General features: G+C 60.6%; 12 protein-coding genes and 1 pseudogene. 9 read left to right on the top strand and 4 right to left on the bottom strand.

Features of this window, described 5'->3' with window-relative positions:
- A pseudogene (locus C9I57_RS33240) lies at positions 1-561 on the bottom strand (glycosyltransferase family 2 protein); the annotation flags it as partial.
- A 1,313-nt stretch (positions 562-1,874) separates the two neighbouring features.
- Here C9I57_RS33240 and C9I57_RS14180 point away from each other — a divergent pair.
- From C9I57_RS14180 to C9I57_RS14170, 3 genes are all read left to right on the top strand, one after another.
- Positions 1,875-3,323 (top strand): sigma-54 dependent transcriptional regulator, encoded by a 1,449-nt coding sequence (locus C9I57_RS14180; RefSeq protein ID WP_107151298.1) that lies wholly within the window; start codon positions 1,875-1,877, stop codon positions 3,321-3,323.
- Between the two features lie 239 nt (positions 3,324-3,562).
- Entirely contained in the window at positions 3,563-3,991 is a 429-nt protein-coding gene (locus C9I57_RS14175; RefSeq protein WP_107151410.1) for a DoxX family protein, read from the top strand.
- Between the two features lie 110 nt (positions 3,992-4,101).
- The gene (locus C9I57_RS14170) at positions 4,102-4,374 is read left to right on the top strand and encodes a hypothetical protein (protein WP_107151297.1); all 273 of its coding nucleotides are present in this window, start codon (positions 4,102-4,104) and stop codon (positions 4,372-4,374) included.
- Positions 4,375-4,446: 72 nt separating this feature from the next.
- Here the strand turns inward: C9I57_RS14170 and C9I57_RS14165 are convergent, their stop codons facing one another.
- Positions 4,447-5,910: an MFS transporter gene (locus C9I57_RS14165; RefSeq protein ID WP_107151296.1), complete on the bottom strand. Its 1,464-nt coding sequence runs from the start codon at positions 5,908-5,910 to the stop codon at positions 4,447-4,449.
- 209 nt (positions 5,911-6,119) lie between these two features.
- On the opposite strand from C9I57_RS14165, the gene C9I57_RS14160 reads away from it, so the two are divergent.
- Positions 6,120-7,394, top strand: coding sequence for an FAD-dependent oxidoreductase (locus C9I57_RS14160; RefSeq protein ID WP_107151295.1), 1,275 nt, complete (start codon positions 6,120-6,122; stop codon positions 7,392-7,394).
- A 93-nt stretch (positions 7,395-7,487) separates the two neighbouring features.
- Positions 7,488-8,369, top strand: coding sequence for a polysaccharide deacetylase family protein (locus C9I57_RS14155; RefSeq protein WP_107151294.1), 882 nt, complete (start codon positions 7,488-7,490; stop codon positions 8,367-8,369).
- 88 nt (positions 8,370-8,457) lie between these two features.
- Here C9I57_RS14155 and C9I57_RS32445 read toward each other — a convergent pair whose 3' ends face one another.
- The gene (locus C9I57_RS32445) at positions 8,458-8,775 is read right to left on the bottom strand and encodes a hypothetical protein (RefSeq protein WP_146166221.1); all 318 of its coding nucleotides are present in this window, start codon (positions 8,773-8,775) and stop codon (positions 8,458-8,460) included.
- 219 nt (positions 8,776-8,994) lie between these two features.
- Complete coding sequence (locus tag C9I57_RS14145) at positions 8,995-11,238, bottom strand: polysaccharide biosynthesis tyrosine autokinase (RefSeq protein ID WP_107151292.1); 2,244 nt, start codon at positions 11,236-11,238, stop codon at positions 8,995-8,997.
- A 578-nt stretch (positions 11,239-11,816) separates the two neighbouring features.
- Between C9I57_RS14145 and C9I57_RS14140 the strand changes: the two genes are divergently transcribed.
- From C9I57_RS14140 to C9I57_RS14125, 4 genes are all read left to right on the top strand, one after another.
- Positions 11,817-13,055 (top strand): glycosyltransferase family 4 protein, encoded by a 1,239-nt coding sequence (locus C9I57_RS14140; RefSeq protein ID WP_219909873.1) that lies wholly within the window; start codon positions 11,817-11,819, stop codon positions 13,053-13,055.
- 63 nt (positions 13,056-13,118) lie between these two features.
- Positions 13,119-14,039, top strand: a complete 921-nt coding sequence (locus C9I57_RS14135; RefSeq protein WP_107151290.1) for a glycosyltransferase family 2 protein — start codon at positions 13,119-13,121, stop codon at positions 14,037-14,039.
- A 46-nt stretch (positions 14,040-14,085) separates the two neighbouring features.
- Positions 14,086-15,600, top strand: a complete 1,515-nt coding sequence (locus C9I57_RS14130; RefSeq protein WP_107151289.1) for a flippase — start codon at positions 14,086-14,088, stop codon at positions 15,598-15,600.
- Complete coding sequence (locus C9I57_RS14125) at positions 15,597-17,846, top strand: hypothetical protein (protein WP_146166220.1); 2,250 nt, start codon at positions 15,597-15,599, stop codon at positions 17,844-17,846. The genes C9I57_RS14130 and C9I57_RS14125 overlap by 4 nt, the downstream gene beginning before the upstream one ends.
- Positions 17,847-17,851: the final 5 nt, after the last annotated feature.

The following is a 17,851-nucleotide window of genomic DNA, read 5'->3' as shown; positions in this document are numbered from 1 at the left end:
GACGCCAAAGCGGCGCAGGAGCCGATAATAACTGCGCGCGCTGAATCGCTTGAAGAAGCTATCTGTGTCGCGCCGCCGCCGCACGCCGAATACAATTTCGGCGCCTTTACGGTATTCCTCGATCATCCGGGGGATAGCCGCAAGATCATCTTGCAAGTCAGCGTCAAGGCTAATGAGAACGTCGCCTTCGACGTTAAGCAATCCGGCGAGCAATGCGTTCTGATGCCCGTGATTGCGAGAGAGTTTGACGCCGTGCACGCGCGGTTCGGCCGTATGGAGCGCTTCGATCAATTCCCACGTGCGGTCCTGCGACCCGTCGTCAACATAAGTGATGCTGCTCGATTCCCCCACCTTCCCCTGAAGGATGAGACCGTCGAGCAGCGCAAGAAGCCGCCGAGTAGTTTCCGGCAATACAGCTTCTTCGTTGAAGCATGGAATCACGAGGTTCAGCGTGACCTCGTCCCGAATGGGTTGTTCGTGCAAGCGTTTGAGCTGATCGATTTGCCGCTGTAACGCATGGTCCGTTGCGCGCTGCGTGGCGATCGCCGCACTGATCTCCATATTTCACCCCGGATCCGTTTTCCTTTTCGACAGGCTGAGCTGTTCACGAGCGCAATCGGTCGGCCGATAGTTGTTTTAGCGCCCTCAGCGGTTCGCTGCCGTCGCTTCATGCGAGCGGCAGCGAACGCGAAGGACCCTCCCCGTAGGTCATGCAGTCCGCCATTTCATCTTGGCCTCGATGGGCTCTTCTAATGGCTGTTGTATGTGTAACGGTCGCCGACTTCCGCCGGGCAAGCTTTGCAAACCCTATGCCAATCGCTGTGGAAGCCCTCGGTTTCAAGGGAGGGGCGTGGCGACAAGGCGGGCCCCGAGCCTCCGGCCGCCCAAGTTGTCGCAAGTTTGCGACAAAACCGAGCGGCGGTCGGACGGTCGTCGAGCACCCCTTTTTAGTAGGGGCGGCGCATCCGCCCCAGCAGCAAGCGACAGTTTCGCTGCCGGCGATGTCGCGGAATTGAATCAGAAACCGGGAGGTTCTGGCGTCTACCTAAGATTAGACGTTTCAATGTTGATACGTTGGCGTTTTGCAGCTGCGGAGAACTCTGCATTTTTCCCCAAAGCTATTACCGGGATTCCGTCACGCCAGTCCGATTTCGATGACGTTATAGCTTTAATGAAATAACGCCATGCGCGCATTGATTGCCCTGTCAAACATCGGGAAACGCCTTACGGGTGACACCTTATCTCCCAGCGGTCGGGACGGTAAGACATTGCCCTTTATGCAATGTTTGTTGCCTCTTAATGTGTGCCTTTGCATAGGCGTCGCAGCCAGCCGCCGGCCACTCGCTGGGCCAAGCCAGCTCTACCTTGCGAAGTTTGCAACTTTGTGACGGGGGACGCAAATAAGTATGTTGACCACCGCACCCCCACCGTTTCAAACTGCGCCCGTATCAGGATTTGGCCTAATGCGTTTATTTTTCTATGGCATTTCGTCACATTGTCGTCTATGTTGCAATGCAAGGGGCTTCAATGTGCGATCGTCCCAACACCTCCACCGGGCGGTGTGCGGGACGAAAGCGCGCAAATAAAAATCATTCCGAGGTAAGAAGCAGGCACGACCGTCGTTCTGGTCCGGCATCGCATCGATGCCGGCAGTTCAATTGTCGTGAACCGGGACATCCTGACCTATGCGAGGCGGGATGAAAAATGGGGCTTGAGCCGCTCGAGACGGCCGGCCTCGGATTGGGTTTCGATCGATGCGGGTAAGTAATAGTGCAGTGTCTTATACCGCCATTGATCGAAATCAAAGTTTGGACCGATGCATGCCGTTTTAATACGTCTGAGGAACAACGGTTACGCATCGATACGGGGGCAACATGAACAACAAAGCGTCGAATCCGCTGCGCGCCGAGCGGACCGTTCTTTTTCTTTCGCTGAAGCCCGATGTCGTCGGCGAGGACGGACTCGTCTCGGCCGGCTGGCATGTCGTTCACGCTAGAACACCTCAACAGGTCGACCGCATGCTCGAACGCGGCGTCATTCGCGTCGGCGTCGTCGCGATGCCGCTGGACTGCACGGAGCAGCAGTTGGCCGAGTTGGAAGCGAGTGTGTCCCATACGGACGCAACATGGGTTGCACAAGTTCGTCATGGACAAGCCGAGCAGCCCGCGATTCGGCGCTTCATCCTCGACTATTGTTTCGATTTCGTCACGATGCCGTGCGACGATCAGCGGCTCGCGATCGTGCTCGGCCATGCGCATGGCCTCTCGGTCCTGCGTGACAGCGTCGACTCGGGTCCGCCGATGCCGGGGTGCTGCACGATGATCGGCAACAGCGAACCGATGCAGCGGCTCTATCGCGGGGTGGAGAAATGCGCCCGTAACAATGCGCCCGTCTTCATCGCCGGCGAATCGGGCACAGGCAAGGAATTGACCGCGCGCGCGATTCACGATCGCTCGCCGCGCGCGTCCCAGCCCTTCGTCGCGATCAATTGCGCGGCGATTCCGCCATCGTTGCTCCAGTCGGAACTGTTCGGTCACGAGCGGGGCGCGTTTACCGGCGCCTTGCAAAGAAAGATCGGGCGCATCGAGGCCGCCGCCGGGGGAACACTCTTTCTCGACGAGATCGGCGATATGCCGCACGAGTGCCAGGCCGTCCTGTTGCGCTTTTTGCAGGAGGGGACGATCGAGCGCCTCGGCGGCAACGCCTCGACCAAGGTCGACGCGCGCATCATCTCGGCGACGCACGTCGATTTGCAGCAGGCCATCGAGGCGGGGCGCTTCCGCGCCGACCTCTATCATCGGCTGTGCGTGCTGCGCCTCGACGAGCCGCCGTTGCGCCAGCGCGGCCACGATATCAAGCTGCTCGCCTACCATGCGCTCACGCTGCATAAGCGCGACGGCCGGCGCAAGATTCGCGGCTTTTCGAGCGATGCGATTACCGCGATGTTCAACTACGCGTGGCCCGGCAATGTGCGCGAGCTCATCAATTGCGTAAGGCGTGCCGTTGTGATGGCGGAAGGACGCTTCATCACGGCCGACGATCTCGGTCTGCCCGATGCCGGGCCGAAGCCGGGGCGCACGCTCGCCGAAGTTCGTTGCGAAGCGGAGCGCGCGGCGGTACGCGAGGCGCTCGCGCGTCACGCGTACAGTCTTTCGAGCGCGGCGGCGGAGCTGGGCGTTTCGCGGGCGACGTTGTACCGACTGCTCAATGCGATCGGGCTGCGCTCGGAGGCGCCGATGATGCGTCAGCTCGGCGTGGTGGGCGGAAGCGACCATCACGACTCGGACGATCCGGGCGAGTCGAGGCCGCAGCAGGTCGCATAGGCGCGAGCCGAGCCGAAAGAATAATATCGGCGCGAACCGCCTCCGAGCCAGCTCGATTTTCGCTGCGTTTGCGCTCGAGCGGTTCGCCTTTCTTCCAGAGTCGTTCGTTCGATTGAGGGACGAGGATGCGCGCCGCGCTTGGAAATCCCCGGCGCAGCGCATATCCTGAGCATCGACGCGCCGGCTCGCGGCGATCGTCACTGCCTGTCATGATCGACGAAAAAAGGAGGAAAGCATTCATGGCGCGTCCCATCGATTCCGGCATCATCTTCTTTGCACGCCTTGCGCTTTCTGTGCTCTTTCTCTGGAGCGGTGTCATGAAGCTGCTGGCTTATTCCGGTTTCGTGGGGTATCTGCATTCAAAAGGCGTGCCGTTCCCCGAGATCGGCGCGCCGATCGCGACCGCAATCGAGTTGATCGGCGGCATTTTCCTCGTCGTCGGCTTCTTGATCCGTCCGCTGGGCATCATCCTGGCAGCCTATACCGTCGTCACGGCCGTGCTCGGGCATGATTTCTGGAACGTCGTCGACGCGGCCGTTCAGCGCGACATGGTGATTCATTTCTGGAAAAACATCGGCATAGCAGGCGGTTTCCTTCTGCTCTTCGTGACGGGCGCCGGCGCGCTCAGCATCGACGCGGCGCGTACGCCGAAGCGGCGTCTGCTATAGAAACCGCGCCCGAGAAATCGAACATTCGTCGGTATGAATCATCGTCCGCGCACGAAGCTTGCTTCTCCTAGCGCTACGAACGCTTCGGCTTCATCACGGAGGGCGCAGCGATGATCGAGAATTTCGAGCAGACCATTAACGGCCGTCCGATGCGGTTTTGCGCGACGCTCGGCGAAGGCGAGTTGGCGCATCGCGTCATCATCAGCCGCGACGATTCGGCTGAGACGCTCGTCGTATTCGATTCGAGCGGATTGATTGGCGCACTGAAGGCGGACATGGAACCGCCCGACAAGCTCATCGCCAATGCAATCCGCAAGGCGTGCGAAGAAGGGCTCATCGAGCGCGCGCTCGACACGGGCACGATACAAAACGCCACGCTTTGACGGCCGACGCTTTCCTCGCGTGCAGGCGGTGTGCGTTTTCTCGAACGCCGCCCGCTTTTTTTCATGTAACGCTCACGCTTTGTTGCGGCTGGCGCGCGCCGCCGCGCCTGCAAGCGCCTGCCGTGCGTACCCTTCCGGGTGGACGAGAATGCTCGCCAACATGCCTGCAATGAGCAACGCGGCGGACATCGCGGCCGAGGCCTGTAGCCCGGTCACCACCGCTTGCGTGCCGGTGCCGCTCGCGAGGGCGCCGAACGCGGCAACGCCCACGGCGCCGCCCGCCTGACGCGCGGTATTGAGGACGGCCGAAGCCGTGCCGGCGCGATGCGGTTCCACCGAAGCGAGGATGGCCGTCGTCATCGCGGGTACGGCGAGCCCCATGCCAGCCGGAATCAACAGAAACGGCACGACGAGCGCCGCGTACGAAGTGTCGGCTTGCGCTGTATGCAACAAGCCGTAGCCCAGCGCGCCGATCGCGGCGCCCAACATCATAGGGAAGCGCGGCCCGCGGCGCGCGACCACCCAGCCGCTCACGACGTTCGAGACCAGGAAGCCTCCCGTCAGCGGAAGGAATGCGAGGCCTGCCGTGAGGGGCGTCTCGCCATGCACACGCTGCAGGTAGAGGCTCAAGACGAACACGGTCCCGTAGTAGGCCAGGTTCACGCAAACGCCGAATATGACGGCCGCGCAGAACGTTGCGTCGTGCAGCAGCGATAGCGGCACCATCGGCGCTTTGCTACGCATTTCGATGACGATGAATGCGATGCAGGCGAGCATCGCGGCGGCCAACGCACCCACGATCCACGGACTTCCCGCGCCTAGAGGCCGTGACTCGATCACGGCGCCCGTGAAAGCGGTCAATGCGACGATCGCGACGCATTGACCCGGAAAGTCGATCCCGATAGTCCCACTCGTTCGACGGCGCAACGTTTCTTCGCGCTCGTGCGGCACCCAGGCAAACGTGGCCAGCAGACCGAGCGCGCAGATCGGCAGGTTGACGAGGAAAATGCTGCGCCAGCCGAACGCGGCGATCAAGAGCCCGCCGAGGACAGGCCCCGCGGCAATCGAGACCGCGCCCGACGCGGTCCATAGTCCGACTGCGCGAGCGCGCAAGTGAGGGTGGTGGCCGCATGACCGGTTCAGCAGCGCGAGCGAGTTCGGCAGCATCGCGGCCGCGGCCGCGCCTTGTACGGCGCGAGCAGCGACGAGCGCCGGCGCGTTCGGGGCGAGACCGCATGCGAGCGACGCCAATGCGAACAACGCAAGGCCCGCCGAGAAGAGTCGCCTTGCGCCGTAGCGATCGCCGAGCACGCCGGCCGAAAGCATCAGCACGGCGAATGCGAGCGTATAGGCGTCGACGATCCATTGAAGGCTTGCCACCGGCGCACGCAACTGGTTGCCGATGCTCGGCAAGGCGATGTTGACGATCGTCACATCCAGTTGCGTGACGACGAATGCAATGCTGACCGTGGCGAGGATGCGCGCGATCGCGGGCGTGAACCGCGCGGTTGCTTGAGGAGGTGTGAGCGTATTCATGAGACCTATGTTAGTGAGGCGGCGTACGGGATGGTTCATCATCGAGTGAAACGTCGATGGATCGTCAGCGTCGCCGCGGCTCGTCGAATCCCGACTAGTCCAAGCCGAAGTTCGTCCTCGTCGGCATTGTGCGGCTGCGTACCGATGACGAGGGGGCCTCTCCCTAGACTTCGTTGTGGCTGCGCGTCGTCCTCGAACGGAGAAAACCAATGTCCCAGACCGACACCGCGATCATTGGCGCCGGCCCTTATGGCTTGTCGCTCGCAACGTTTCTGAAAGCATCGGGCGTACCTTTCCAAATCCTCGGGGAACCCATGGAGGCGTGGCGCAAGTTCATGCCGCCGGGAATGCTATTGAAATCCGAGGCGTTTGCATCCAGCATCGCCGCTCCGCATTCGGGCTATACAGTCGGCGATTACTACCGCCTGAAAGGCATGGCGTATCAGCCCGTGGGGATGGAATTGCCGCTCGAAACGTTCGTCGATTATGGACTATGGTTCCAGTCGAACCTGGTTGCGGACGTTCGCACAGTCAATGTCGTGGATTTGCAACGCGAGAACGGCATCTTCCATTTGACGATGAGCGACGGCAAGTCGCTTGCGGCACGAAGGGTCGTGATTGCGCAGGGACTCAAAGGCTTTGCGCAGACGCCGCCGCTGCTGCGGGGCCTGCCGATGCGTTACGTGTCTCATTCGGCCGAATACGGTAGCTTGGCTTGGGCGCGAGGCATGGATATCGCGATCGTCGGCGGAGGCCAATCGGCGCTTGGTCTCGCTGCGCTCTTCAACGAGCAGGGGGCGGCGCGCGTTCATGTATTGGTCCGCGATCCCTCCGTCCGCTGGCTGAGCAAGCCCGACACTCAGCGCAGTCTGATAGCGAAGCTGACGAGCCCCGATGCAGGCCTCGGCCGCGGATGGGTCTGCCATGCTCTCTCGGAGTTTCCACTGCTTTTTTCGTTCCTGAACGAAGCACGCCGCAAGCGGATCATGGACAAATCGTTCGGTCCGGCGGGCGCCTGGTGGCTCCGCGATCGCGTCGTCGACAAGGTCAAGCTGTCGTTTGGCGCCGAGATCCGCCATGCCGCGATCGAGAACGATCAGGTCGTCATGCGCGTGATGACCGCGAACGGCGAGTCACGTATCACGGCACAACACCTGATCGTAGCGACGGGCTTCAAGACCGATCTCCGGCGGCACGGTTTCATCTCGAAGGAACTCGTCGCCTCGATCACTCTCGATGATGGCTTGCCTAGACTCTCGAACAACTTCGAGACCAGCGTGCCGGGACTCTACGTGATCGGCCCCGCTACGGCGCATCGTTTTGGTCCAGTGATGCGCTTTGTCTTCGGGGCAAAGCATGCGGCCCCGCGCGTGGCGCGGCATATCCTCAACGCGCGGCGCTCCGTCGGTAGCGTCGAGGCCCCGCCTTTTGCCGTCGAGGCGCCTCTTGCGGAGGCAACGAACGAGCAAAGCGGGACCTTGTAGCAACCCCCCATCGTTGACGTCGTTCGAATCGAGCAGGAGGAAACAGTCGTGACGGCACGTTTGCCTTTTCGGGCGTCTGTCGGGGGAGGGAACATGGCCTCGGGCGGGGCGGCATTCAAAGAGTTCGTCGCGATGCTGTTCGTTCTGACAGGCGTCGCGAGGGCGGCTCGCGCGTTGCTTTGGCGGGACCGCGTGGCGATCCTCCTTTATCACGATCCTGACCCGGCAACGCTGGACGCGCATCTCGGCTATCTGCGCGAAATGTGCGATTTCGTACCGCTCGAAGAGGCGCGCACGCCGGGGCAGGGGCGTCCACGCGCCGTGATCACGCTGGACGACGGCCACATCGGCAACGCGGATCTGCTGCCGGTGTTCATCAAGCATCGTGTGCGCCCAACGATCTTTCTCTGCAGCGGAGTGGTCGGTCGCGCGCGCACGCACTGGTGGTTGCATCCGGGAGCGAAGGAAGCGGGCATCGAGCGCCTCAAGCATATGACGAACACGGAGCGCCTTGCCGAACTCGAGGCATACGGTTATCGCCAGGACGGCGACGATCGTGCGACGGGCCTCACCGCCGAGCAAATCGAAGCGATGCGTCCGTATGTGGACTTTCAGGCGCACACGCAATTCCATCCTGTGCTGACGCGTTGCAACGATGCCGAGTGCGAGAACGAGATCGTCGCTTGCAAGCGCGAGATCGAGCAACTGGTCGGGAACGCATGCTTACACTTTGCCTATCCGAACGGCAACTATGGGAAGCGCGAAGTCGAGTTGGTGAAAGCGGCAGGCTACAAGAGCGCTCGAACATGCGACGTCGGCTGGAACGACGGTTCGACCGACCCGTTTCGGCTGCGCACGATCATCATCGACGATCACGCGTCGGTGAGATGGTTCGCCGCGCAATTGACCGGCATCCCGCTCTCGTTTCGCTATTTGCGGCACGGCGGGTGGGGAGGGCGCTTCCCGCAGTTTTGAGGATATGCGGCGTGACGGCGAACGTTCACTGCGCCGTCAAGTGTTCTACGGGTTCATACCTGAATCGGTAGCCGGGGGAGCGGGCGCCTCATTGAGCGCACACCGTCGGCGCGTTCGCCACGCCGATGAGGGCAAAATAGGACCGGCAATCGCTCTTGTTGCCGAACGGCTGATTGAACAGAGTGCCGGGCTCTCCGGCTCGCGACGACGGCGGCTCGGCGGTCGCCTGGGCCGCCCTCCCGCGGGCGTCCAGCGCATCCAGCTCCTCGCTGATTGGCGGGCGCGGAAGGGCGAGGGGCGGGTTCTCGGCGTCGGAGGCCGCCATGGCCGGGCTAGCGGGTGCATAGGTGGGCGCCGCGCGGTCCGCATCGAACCGATACGGATCGACGGCTTGCAGTAGCTTCATATACTCGTCTTCGTCCGCGCGATGCTCGCGCCAGAGCTTTCTCTGGAAATCGTTGGCCGTTTCGGGATCCCGGACCGTTCCTGACGGGCTCCTGTCGAATAGCTGCGAATGCGCTGGGGAGACCAGCGCTCCGTACACGATGGATGTCGCCAGCAAAAGGCGACGGGCGGCGCTCTTCAGTCCGTGCATCGTCGACCTCGGCGTCATGCGGTGTGCAAGTCAGGCGAACTTGCTGTACTGCTGATAGGCATGTTCATATCCGTAGCCGTATCTCGCCACCTTGAAGCCATTGAAGACATGTCCTGTCACCGGTATGCCCACGGTATTGAACCGCCCGACGGCTTCGCGAAGCTGCCGTTCGGTCGTCACATCGGTTCGCGAAATGAGAAACACGAGATCGGAATGGGCCGCAATCAAGAGCGAGTCGGTTACCGGCAGCACGGGCGGTGAATCGATGACGATATGGTCGTATTGCGCCTTGAGTTTGTGCACGAGCAGTTCGAACTCGGGGCGGTCAAGCAGCTCCGCGGGGTTCATCGGCAGACGTCTGGCGGCGGCCAAGTAATCGAGGTTCTCGAGCGTGCCTCGCTGGATGGCGCTTTCAAGGGGCAGCGCGCCGACGAGGACTTCCGCAAGGCCGTCGACGTCGCTCGAAGGCATATATTTCTTCAGGCTCGGACGGCGCATGTCCGCGTCGATGACAAGGACTCTTCGTCCGCTCAGCGCAAGCAGATACGCGAAATTAGTGGAAATAAAAGTTTTGCCTGCACCGGGCGTCGGGCTGGTGAATAGGACGACGCTGTGTTGCTTGCCCTCCGCCGTGAACTTGAGCGTGCTTCGCAAGGAGCGGAGCGCCTCGACGCTCGGGTCGTTTCCGAGACTTTGGCTCAACATCGCCGGTGCGGCATCGTGCGCTCGAATGATTCTCTGCTGTGCTTTGCTGTAAGGTATGACGCCGAATAGCGGCACGTGCGAGACGCTTTCGAGTTGGTCTACATCTTTCAATACATTGCGCTGTGTCGCCATAAACTGAACGGCGACGAACGCGATGAACAGGCCGGCTACGAGTCCGGCAATCGCGAGCAGCGGCAGGTTGGGCGAGGCAATTTTGGTCGGGACCGAAGCCGGATCGAGCACGACGACGTTACCTGTCGTTCCGGCCGCGGCGACTTCGAGTTGCTGCGCGTTCGCGAGAAGCGAAGTATAGAGCTGCGTATTGACGGACACGTCCCGCGAGAGGCGAACATAGGCTTGTTGAGTAGGCGGGAGTTCCTTCACTTGGACGTCGATTGATTGCAGTTCCTTGTCGATCCCCCGCAGTTGATTCTCCAGCGCGACGATGACGGGGTGATCGGGCTGGAATATCTTGCTATTGGCTTGAAGGTTCATTTCGACAGTCGTGCGTTGCCGCTTGAGATCCACTTCGCGGGTAAGAAGCGATTCGGTTTGCTGTTGGAAATCAACCGACCTCGAGCGAATCCTGAACTCGTTCAGACGCTCTTCGGAGGCATAGAGGGCTTGCTTGAGCGACGGGAGCTTGTCCTGCAAATACTTGAGACTGGCCGTGGCCTGTCTCGCGAGATGCTTAATGTCCAAGGCGACATAGCCGTTGGCGACATCATTGAGGAACGCGGCCGCAACCGACGGATCGGCGTTCGAAAACGTGACGCGAATCATCGAAGAGCCTTTGTTCGTCTCGCCTACCTTCATGCTTTTCAGCACTGCCGCGTAAGCGTCGTTCGGCGATTGCTTCACAATTCGAAAGACCGTGCCGGGCCGGGCGAGATAGCCTGTCACCAGAATTTCAATCTCTTTCATTCCATAGTCTGTCGCGATCGGGAAGTGCTTGAGCTCTCCCGTCTTCCCGTCCGCAACTACGCGCTCTTTTTGATCTCGCAAGACCCAGTGATCGGCTTGACCGACCGTCAGATAAAAACCCTTTCCATACAGCTCTTCCGGAACGTCGAATTGCTGGATGGCGAGCCGCTCTCCGCCCCATGCGAAATCGGACAGGCCGAGCACCGGCTGCGCCAGCGTGTCGCGCGGAGGGCGGTGCCACCGTGCATAAAGCCGTCCCAACAAGGGCACGTAGTTGACGACAGAGACCCGAGTATCGAGATGCGTCTCTCGGATCGCTTCGTCGACGATCTTTCGCGAGGTGATCACGTCGAGTTCGCCGTCGATCGCGCCGTTCGTATCGACCGCAGGATTCGTCACATCGGCGAGCGCGCCCAGAACGGTGCCGTGCTTCTTGTCCACCTGGAGCAAAACCGTTGCGTGATAGACGGGGGTAGTCAAGATCGCGTAAAGCCCGACGATGGCCAATACGGCAAATACGATTGAGAGAAAAGACTTCCAGTGGTCGCAGAGGTTGTACCAGAGATAGGCAAGGCGTAATTCCGCCAACTCTCGGTCTTGCAGAATGAGGTCGGTCTGATCAGGCTTGTTTATCATCGAAACCATGGCTGTGCCTCGGGTATCGTCAAAGAGTCGATCGGCTTACCTCGAGCCCCGCGGATGGTTGCGGCCGCAAGCTTCGCGGTGGCTGCGATGAGCGCGTCGATCTGTCAAATTGTCTGTTGATTCGTTAAGCCCTTGCAGCGGCGGTGCGCTAAAAAACGCCCGTAATTGAACGCACCGAGGCGCTATATATAGCGACTCCTAGGCATCCCGTGTGTGTGCTAAGAAACGCCCGCCGTGTGATCGGGCCATGGCGCGGCCTTCGTGCAAGGCGTCGTCGGAACGGTGCCGATTTTCTTCGGATTTCACCGCGAAATTGAGCCATTGCATTCAGTCGAACGCGCGCTCAACTGTTCGATGTAGGTGTGGAAGCGAACTTTTGTCTCGAGCGACGCAACATACAATTCGCCGGCGATTGGAAGTCAGACGCAATATTAATAATAGGTTTTACAAATGAATTGCGCACAAACGTGCGCGGCGACGGCGCCGGGGACGTCGAGGCTTGGCCCCGGCATGCGAACGACGGATTGAAATCTCTGCGCTCCCTGGCAATCGACGTCACCGGGCGATCGCAGTGAACCATGACAACGCTACGACGGGTCGAGGGCTCACTGATGAACAGCGGACTCAACGTCCTGAATGTCTCGCAGAATTACTTTGTAAGGGGTGGGTCGGACAGGTACTTCCTGACGCTCGGGGATCTGCTCGCCGAGAAGGGGAACCTTGTCGTGCCGTTCTGCGCGAGGAGCGAACATGACTTGCCTTCGGATTGGGCGCGGTTTTTCCCCGTTGGCGCCAATTTCGAATCGCCCTCGGTGATCGACGTCGTTCGATATCATTACTCGACGGCGGCAAAGAAAAACCTCGCCGAATTGGTTGCCGGGCAAAGATTCGATATCGCGCACCTGCATATCTATTACGGAAAGCTGACCTCGTCGATTCTCGGCGTGCTGAGAGATGCCCGGATTCCGACGGTCCAGACCGTTCACGACTACAAGCTGATTTGCCCCGTCTATACCTGCAATCGAGACGGGAACCCTTGCGAGGCTTGCCATGGCAAAGAATATTGGCGCGCACTGATCTACCGATGCAATCGTGGGTCACTGTTGAGGAGCGCCGTATCGATGTCGGAATCGTACGTTTCCCGCTGGCTCGGAAGCGTTGCCGGCATAGATCGCTTCGTCGCGGTCAGTCGGTTCTTCGCGGGGAAGATGAAGGAGAGCGGCATCGACCCGCTCAAGATCGTCGTGGTTCCGAATTTCGTCGATGTCAAGCGGTTCGAGCCACGTCGGGAGCAGGGCCGCTACTTCATCTATTTCGGCCGCATCGAGCGCTCGAAGGGGATCCCCACGCTGATCGAGGCGTTCGCGAGGATGCCGGAAGTGCCGCTCGTCGTCGCCGGTGAAGGGGAATTCCTTCAGCACGCACGCGCATTGGCGGCCGATAGCTCGAACATTGAATTCGTCGGCTTCAAGAGGGGGAAGGAACTATACGACCTCGTCGGCGGCGCCGTCGCTTCGATCCTGCCGTCGGAAGCCTACGAGAATTGCCCGGTGTCGATTCTCGAGAGTTTCGCCGCGGCTCGCCCCGCTATTGGTGCCCGCATCGGCGGCATCCCCGAGCTGATCGAGCATGGCGAAGACGGATTCGTGTTCGAGCGAGGAAACGTCGACGAGCTTTGCGCCTACGTCAAGACGATTTGGAGCCAGCGCGCGAGCAACGGCATGGGGAAAGCCGCACGAAGCAAAGTCGAGCAGCAGTTCTCCGCCGAGGTTCACTACCGTCGAATTCGTTCGATCTACGACTCGCTTTTGTGCTGACGCGGAACCGATGTTCGACCGCGATTCGTATCGCGTTGTGTCCGAAAAGGAAATGAGGATGTCATGACCAAAAGTCGAATAGCCGTCATCCTTTCGACCTATAACGGCGAAAAGTACCTTGCCGAGCAACTGGACAGCATCGTGTCGCAGGAAGACGTGGACGTTGAGCTCCTGATACGAGACGATGGATCGTCGGACTCGACGCTCGCACTGTTGCGCGAGTTCGCCGCCGCACACCCTAACGTTCGTTGCACCGCCGGTGAGAACAAGGGAGTGACAGGCAGTTTTATGACAGTTCTCGAAGCGGCCGACGACAGCCTCGACTACTATGCGTTTGCCGACCAGGACGATGTATGGTATCCGCGCAAGCTGGCCAATGCAGTCGAAGCACTGCGCAGCGCCCCCGATCCGGATCTTCCGCTTCTCTATTGCTCGAGGCTGGAATTGGTCGACGAGCGGCTCAGGCACCTCGCGGTGACCCGGCCGCTTCGCGACATCAGCTTCAGAAACGCCTTGTTTCAGAACGTTTTGGCCGGCTGCACGATGGTCATGAACGCTCGCGCCCGAGAATTGGTCTTGCGCGGCGGCGTCGCGCACAACATCTTGATGCACGACTGGTGGTGTTACCTTGCCATCTCGGCCTTCGGCCGTATCCTCTATGACGAGCGCGCCGGAATCAAGTATCGCCAGCACGACCACAATCAGGTCGGCGCGCGAGTACGCTGGAGCGAACGTATCCGGTGGCGTTACAAGCGCACGCTGCACGGTCTCTACGGGCACTTCCCGTCCGAGCAGAACGATCTCTTTTTAAAGATCTACGGCGAAGACTTGCCGGAAACGGAGCGGCGTTTCGCCGAGATGACGCTCGCGGCCAAGCGCAGCCTGCTCAAGCGAGTCATTCTTGCATCGTCGAACCATATACGAATGCAATCGCCGGTTGACAACTTTTTTGCTCGCGTGGGGATTTTGATCAACAAATTTTGATCACCGCAGCTCGAGCAGGTAAGAAAACCGAACGGATCCATTCGACATGTCTCGTGCCTCCTCAGTATCAAGGAACATCGCGCTGAACGTCAGCGGACCCGTGCTGCCGTTCCTCATGGCTGGCGTGTGCATTCCGATCCTGATCCGAGGCATAGGCACCGACCGGTTCGGATTACTGACGATCGCATGGACGGTCATCGGGTATTTCAGCCTGTTCGATTTCGGGCTCGGACGTTCGCTCACGTGGCAGGTATCGCGTCGCTTGGGCGAGCGGCGCGCCGGCGAAATCCCGCATCTCGTGCGCGGCGCGCTGATACTGATGGGCTGCCTGAGCATCATCGGATCGGCAATCGTCGCGCTGGCCGCCGGAGAATTGATTCGATTGTTGCGGGTGCCGCCGCAGTTCTTGATCGAGACGCGAAACGCGTTCGTCCTTCTCGGCGTTTCCATCCCGTTGGTCGTACTCACCAGCGGCTTGCGCGGCGTGCTCGAGGCGCTGCAGCGATTCGACATCACGAACGGCATCCGGGTGATCCAGGGAGTGTGGACGTTCGCGGGGCCCGTCTGCATCTTGCCCGTGTCCAACCGTCTCGACGCGATGGTGACCGTTCTCGTCGTTGGCCGGCTGGTGACGACCATCGCGTACTACCTTGCACTGCGCCGGGTGCTGCCCAAGCCGGACGGCATGCCCGCGCCCAAGATGTCGTTTCAGCGGGACATGTTGTCCTACGGTGGCTGGACGACGCTCTCCAACGTCTTGTCGCCGGTGATGGATTACATGGACCGGTTCTTTATCGGATCGATGCTCGGAACAGCAGTCGTAGCGTTCTATACGACGCCTTACGAGCTGGTCTATCGACTGAATATCGTGTCGGAAGGGATCCTCGGCGTGCTGTTTCCCATGATGGCTCATCGCGTCGCGGGCGACAAAACTCGGACGACGGCTGGAGAGATGTTGAGCCTGGGTACGAAACTGATTAGCGCGTCCGTGTTCCCGATCGTCTTGGTGTGCTTGTTGGGCGCACATATTCTGTTGCGTCTATGGGTCGGGCCCGTGTTCGAACAGAAGAGTTCGCTGGTGCTGCAGCTGCTGGCTGTCGGCTTGCTCGCCAACAACCTCGCGAAAGTTCCGTCGAATCTGATCCAGGCCAATGGCCGGTCGGACATTACGGCAAAGCTGCATCTGCTGGAGTTGCCGGTCTATATCGCGTGCCTGTTCTGGATGCTGAGGCACGCGGGCATCGACGGCGCCGCGGCGGTGTGGGCTTTTCGCATGCTCCTCGATCTCGTGCTCTTGCTAGGGATGTCGTCCAAGGTCGCCTCCGTTCCCCCGCGCGTCGTCTTTAGCGTATCGATGCTCGCCTTCGTGCAACTCGGTGTTCTCGGCGCGGCGATCTTCGTGCGAGGGCCGATCTGGTTATGCGCGTATGGGGCCGGCATCTTGCTGATATCCGCCAATGTGTTCTATCGCTATGTGCTGATCGAAGCTGAACGGCTGTTGTTACGACACTCGGCACGGCGGGTCATTGCTGTGTTGACGAGCCGGGGGATGGCACCGTGACACGGAAAGCGTTCATCCGCGGCACGGCGCACGCGCTTAGGCTCTGCTGGTTTGCGCTAGTTTGTTGCCTGGCTTGCGGTCCGCGTGGCGTGTTCTCGGCCGATTTTTACAAGATTTCGATCGACCAGGATCATCTGGCAGGTATCGTCGATTTCAGCGATCTTGCTCGCGGCCCGCTTCGCGACAGCGATCGGCTGATCGCTTGCGGCGCACGCTTGTGCAGGGCAGGCGAGCGGGGCGCGGAACCGAAGCCGGTGCGGCTTTTCGGCGTGACGCTGGCATTCGATTCGGTGTTCCCCTCCGACGATCAAGCTGACAGGCTCATTGCTCGCTTTCACCGTCTCGGCATCAACCTGGTCAGATTGCACAGCTTCGACACGGTGCCAAGCTCGAGGCTGACGACTGCTGAGAGCATTCTGCTCGACGGCCCGTTTCCCAGCTTCAATCCGGAATCGCTGCGAAGACTCAGGCGGTTTATCGCGAAACTGGCGCAAGGTGGAATATACGTGGACTTGAACCTGCACGTGGCTTACACGTTCAGGCCCGCGATCGATAAGGTTCCGTTCGCGTTTCCCGGCGACGACTTCATGCCGGAAGACTCGAAGCCTGTCCATCTATTCGACGAGCGGATGATCGGGCTGCAAAAGGAGTACGCCCGGCGTCTGCTAAGGGCACTCGCTCCGGTTTCCCGTAACGCCGTGGCGATCGTCGAAATCAGCAATGAGAGTTCGCTCGTCTACGAATGGTCGATAGGGAGGCTCGGAGACGACGTCAAAGGCTACTACCGCGACGAGCTTGTCGGGAAATGGCTGGCGTTTCAAAGCAGGGCGGGAGAAGCGGCGAACCCGACGAGACATTTGCCCGAGCGCGACGGGCCGGAGCCGTCCGCGCTCAAGAATCGATTCGTGGCGTTCTTGACGGAACTCGACCAGTCTTACCTCGACGGCATGCGCGAGACCATCAAGTCGGAGCTTCCCGGCGTTCTCGTCGTCGGAACTCAGATGGCCTACGGCGGATACCAAAATCTGATTTCGAACGGCAACATGGACTTGATGGATTCCCACGTCTATGTCGACCACTACGGCTTTACCGGCAAGTTTTTCGATTGGGGCACGTGGTATATCCACGATGTCTCCGCGTTCGACGATGGATTGGAGTCGTTCAGGAACGTGGCGCTCTATCGAGAGTCCGGCAAGCCGTACATCGTCAGCGAGTACAACCAACCTTGGCCGAACCGGCAAGCGGCTGAAATCATTCCGCTGATGGCCACGATTGCTTCCTTGCAAGACTGGAGTGCGATCGTCTTTTACGATTATTCGAGCACGCGTGCCGACTTCGACGCAACAACGCCGCGTGAGTTCGTACTCGACACCGACTTCACGAAATTGCCCACCGTCGGCCCCATGGCGTGGTTGTATCGCACATTCCAAATCGCGCCGGCGGCGGCTGCCGTCGATGTCGCGCTTTCCTCCGGCGCACGGCTCACTGCAAGCAGGGACGGCGTGACGGACGACAGTGCCCGATTCATCGATGCATTGCGCCAGGGGGCAACACGCACCGGCCTCTCCCTGCGCTTGGGAGTGTCGCTCTCGACTGACGAATCATATTCGGTACGGGCGAACGACGAACGTCCGCAAACGGTCGGCGCGCAGGTGAGCTTCGGCGACGGCCGGCAACGTATGGTCCTCGATGCTCGATCCGCGATCGGCGTGGTGGGCAGGGTCGCGCCGGGTGTCGAACATGCCTTCGGTTCATTCCAACTGAAGTTGTCGGACCGAGCGAGGGGGGTCGTTACGTTCATCGCGATGGCAAGAGATGGTGAGCCTATCGAGCGATCCCGGCGCATGCTCTGGGTGCTACCCGGCTATACGTTGGGCTCGAAGCCCGGCACGTCGCCGCCCGAGCCGGAACGCCTCGCTGCCGTGAGCCAGGGCATCGTGCAACGGGCGAAGGATTTGGTGAAATCGGACGGCTCGCCGCGCCGCCTGCGCTTGCCGAGCACGCCGCGCACGGCCGGCTTCGGCGCACTCGCGGCGTACGCGCCGGTCTGGATGGAGCGCGTCGAATGCACGATCACGTTGCGCCACGCGTTTTCGCACGTCACAGCTTACCCGCTCGACGGGCGAGGCCGGCGCCTTGCGGCTCTGCCATTGCGCGACGCTCAGTTGCGCGACGGTGTGTTGACGGTTCACCTACAGGCCGACGGGCAGGAGCTGACGCCATGGTACGAATTGGTTTTCGACTGACGCCG

The organism is Trinickia symbiotica (assembly GCF_003028655.1).
Classification (GTDB): domain Bacteria; phylum Pseudomonadota; class Gammaproteobacteria; order Burkholderiales; family Burkholderiaceae; genus Trinickia; species Trinickia symbiotica_A.
This window is presented reverse-complemented; position numbering and strand designations above follow the sequence as displayed.

Bases quoted from the DNA above. Each gene is read 5' to 3' on its own strand.
- C9I57_RS32445 (WP_146166221.1), bottom strand. From the start codon at position 8,775: ATGAAGCTACTGCAAGCCGTCGATCCGTATCGGTTCGATGCGGACCGC.
- C9I57_RS14145 (WP_107151292.1), bottom strand. From the start codon at position 11,238: ATGGTTTCGATGATAAACAAGCCTGATCAGACCGACCTCATTCTGCAA.
- C9I57_RS14160 (WP_107151295.1), top strand. From the start codon at position 6,120: ATGTCCCAGACCGACACCGCGATCATTGGCGCCGGCCCTTATGGCTTG.
- C9I57_RS14155 (WP_107151294.1), top strand. From the start codon at position 7,488: ATGGCCTCGGGCGGGGCGGCATTCAAAGAGTTCGTCGCGATGCTGTTC.
- C9I57_RS14165 (WP_107151296.1), bottom strand. From the start codon at position 5,910: ATGAATACGCTCACACCTCCTCAAGCAACCGCGCGGTTCACGCCCGCG.
- C9I57_RS14170 (WP_107151297.1), top strand. From the start codon at position 4,102: ATGATCGAGAATTTCGAGCAGACCATTAACGGCCGTCCGATGCGGTTT.
- C9I57_RS14140 (WP_219909873.1), top strand. From the start codon at position 11,817: ATGACAACGCTACGACGGGTCGAGGGCTCACTGATGAACAGCGGACTC.
- C9I57_RS14180 (WP_107151298.1), top strand. From the start codon at position 1,875: ATGAACAACAAAGCGTCGAATCCGCTGCGCGCCGAGCGGACCGTTCTT.
- C9I57_RS14130 (WP_107151289.1), top strand. From the start codon at position 14,086: ATGTCTCGTGCCTCCTCAGTATCAAGGAACATCGCGCTGAACGTCAGC.
- C9I57_RS14175 (WP_107151410.1), top strand. From the start codon at position 3,563: ATGGCGCGTCCCATCGATTCCGGCATCATCTTCTTTGCACGCCTTGCG.
- C9I57_RS14135 (WP_107151290.1), top strand. From the start codon at position 13,119: ATGACCAAAAGTCGAATAGCCGTCATCCTTTCGACCTATAACGGCGAA.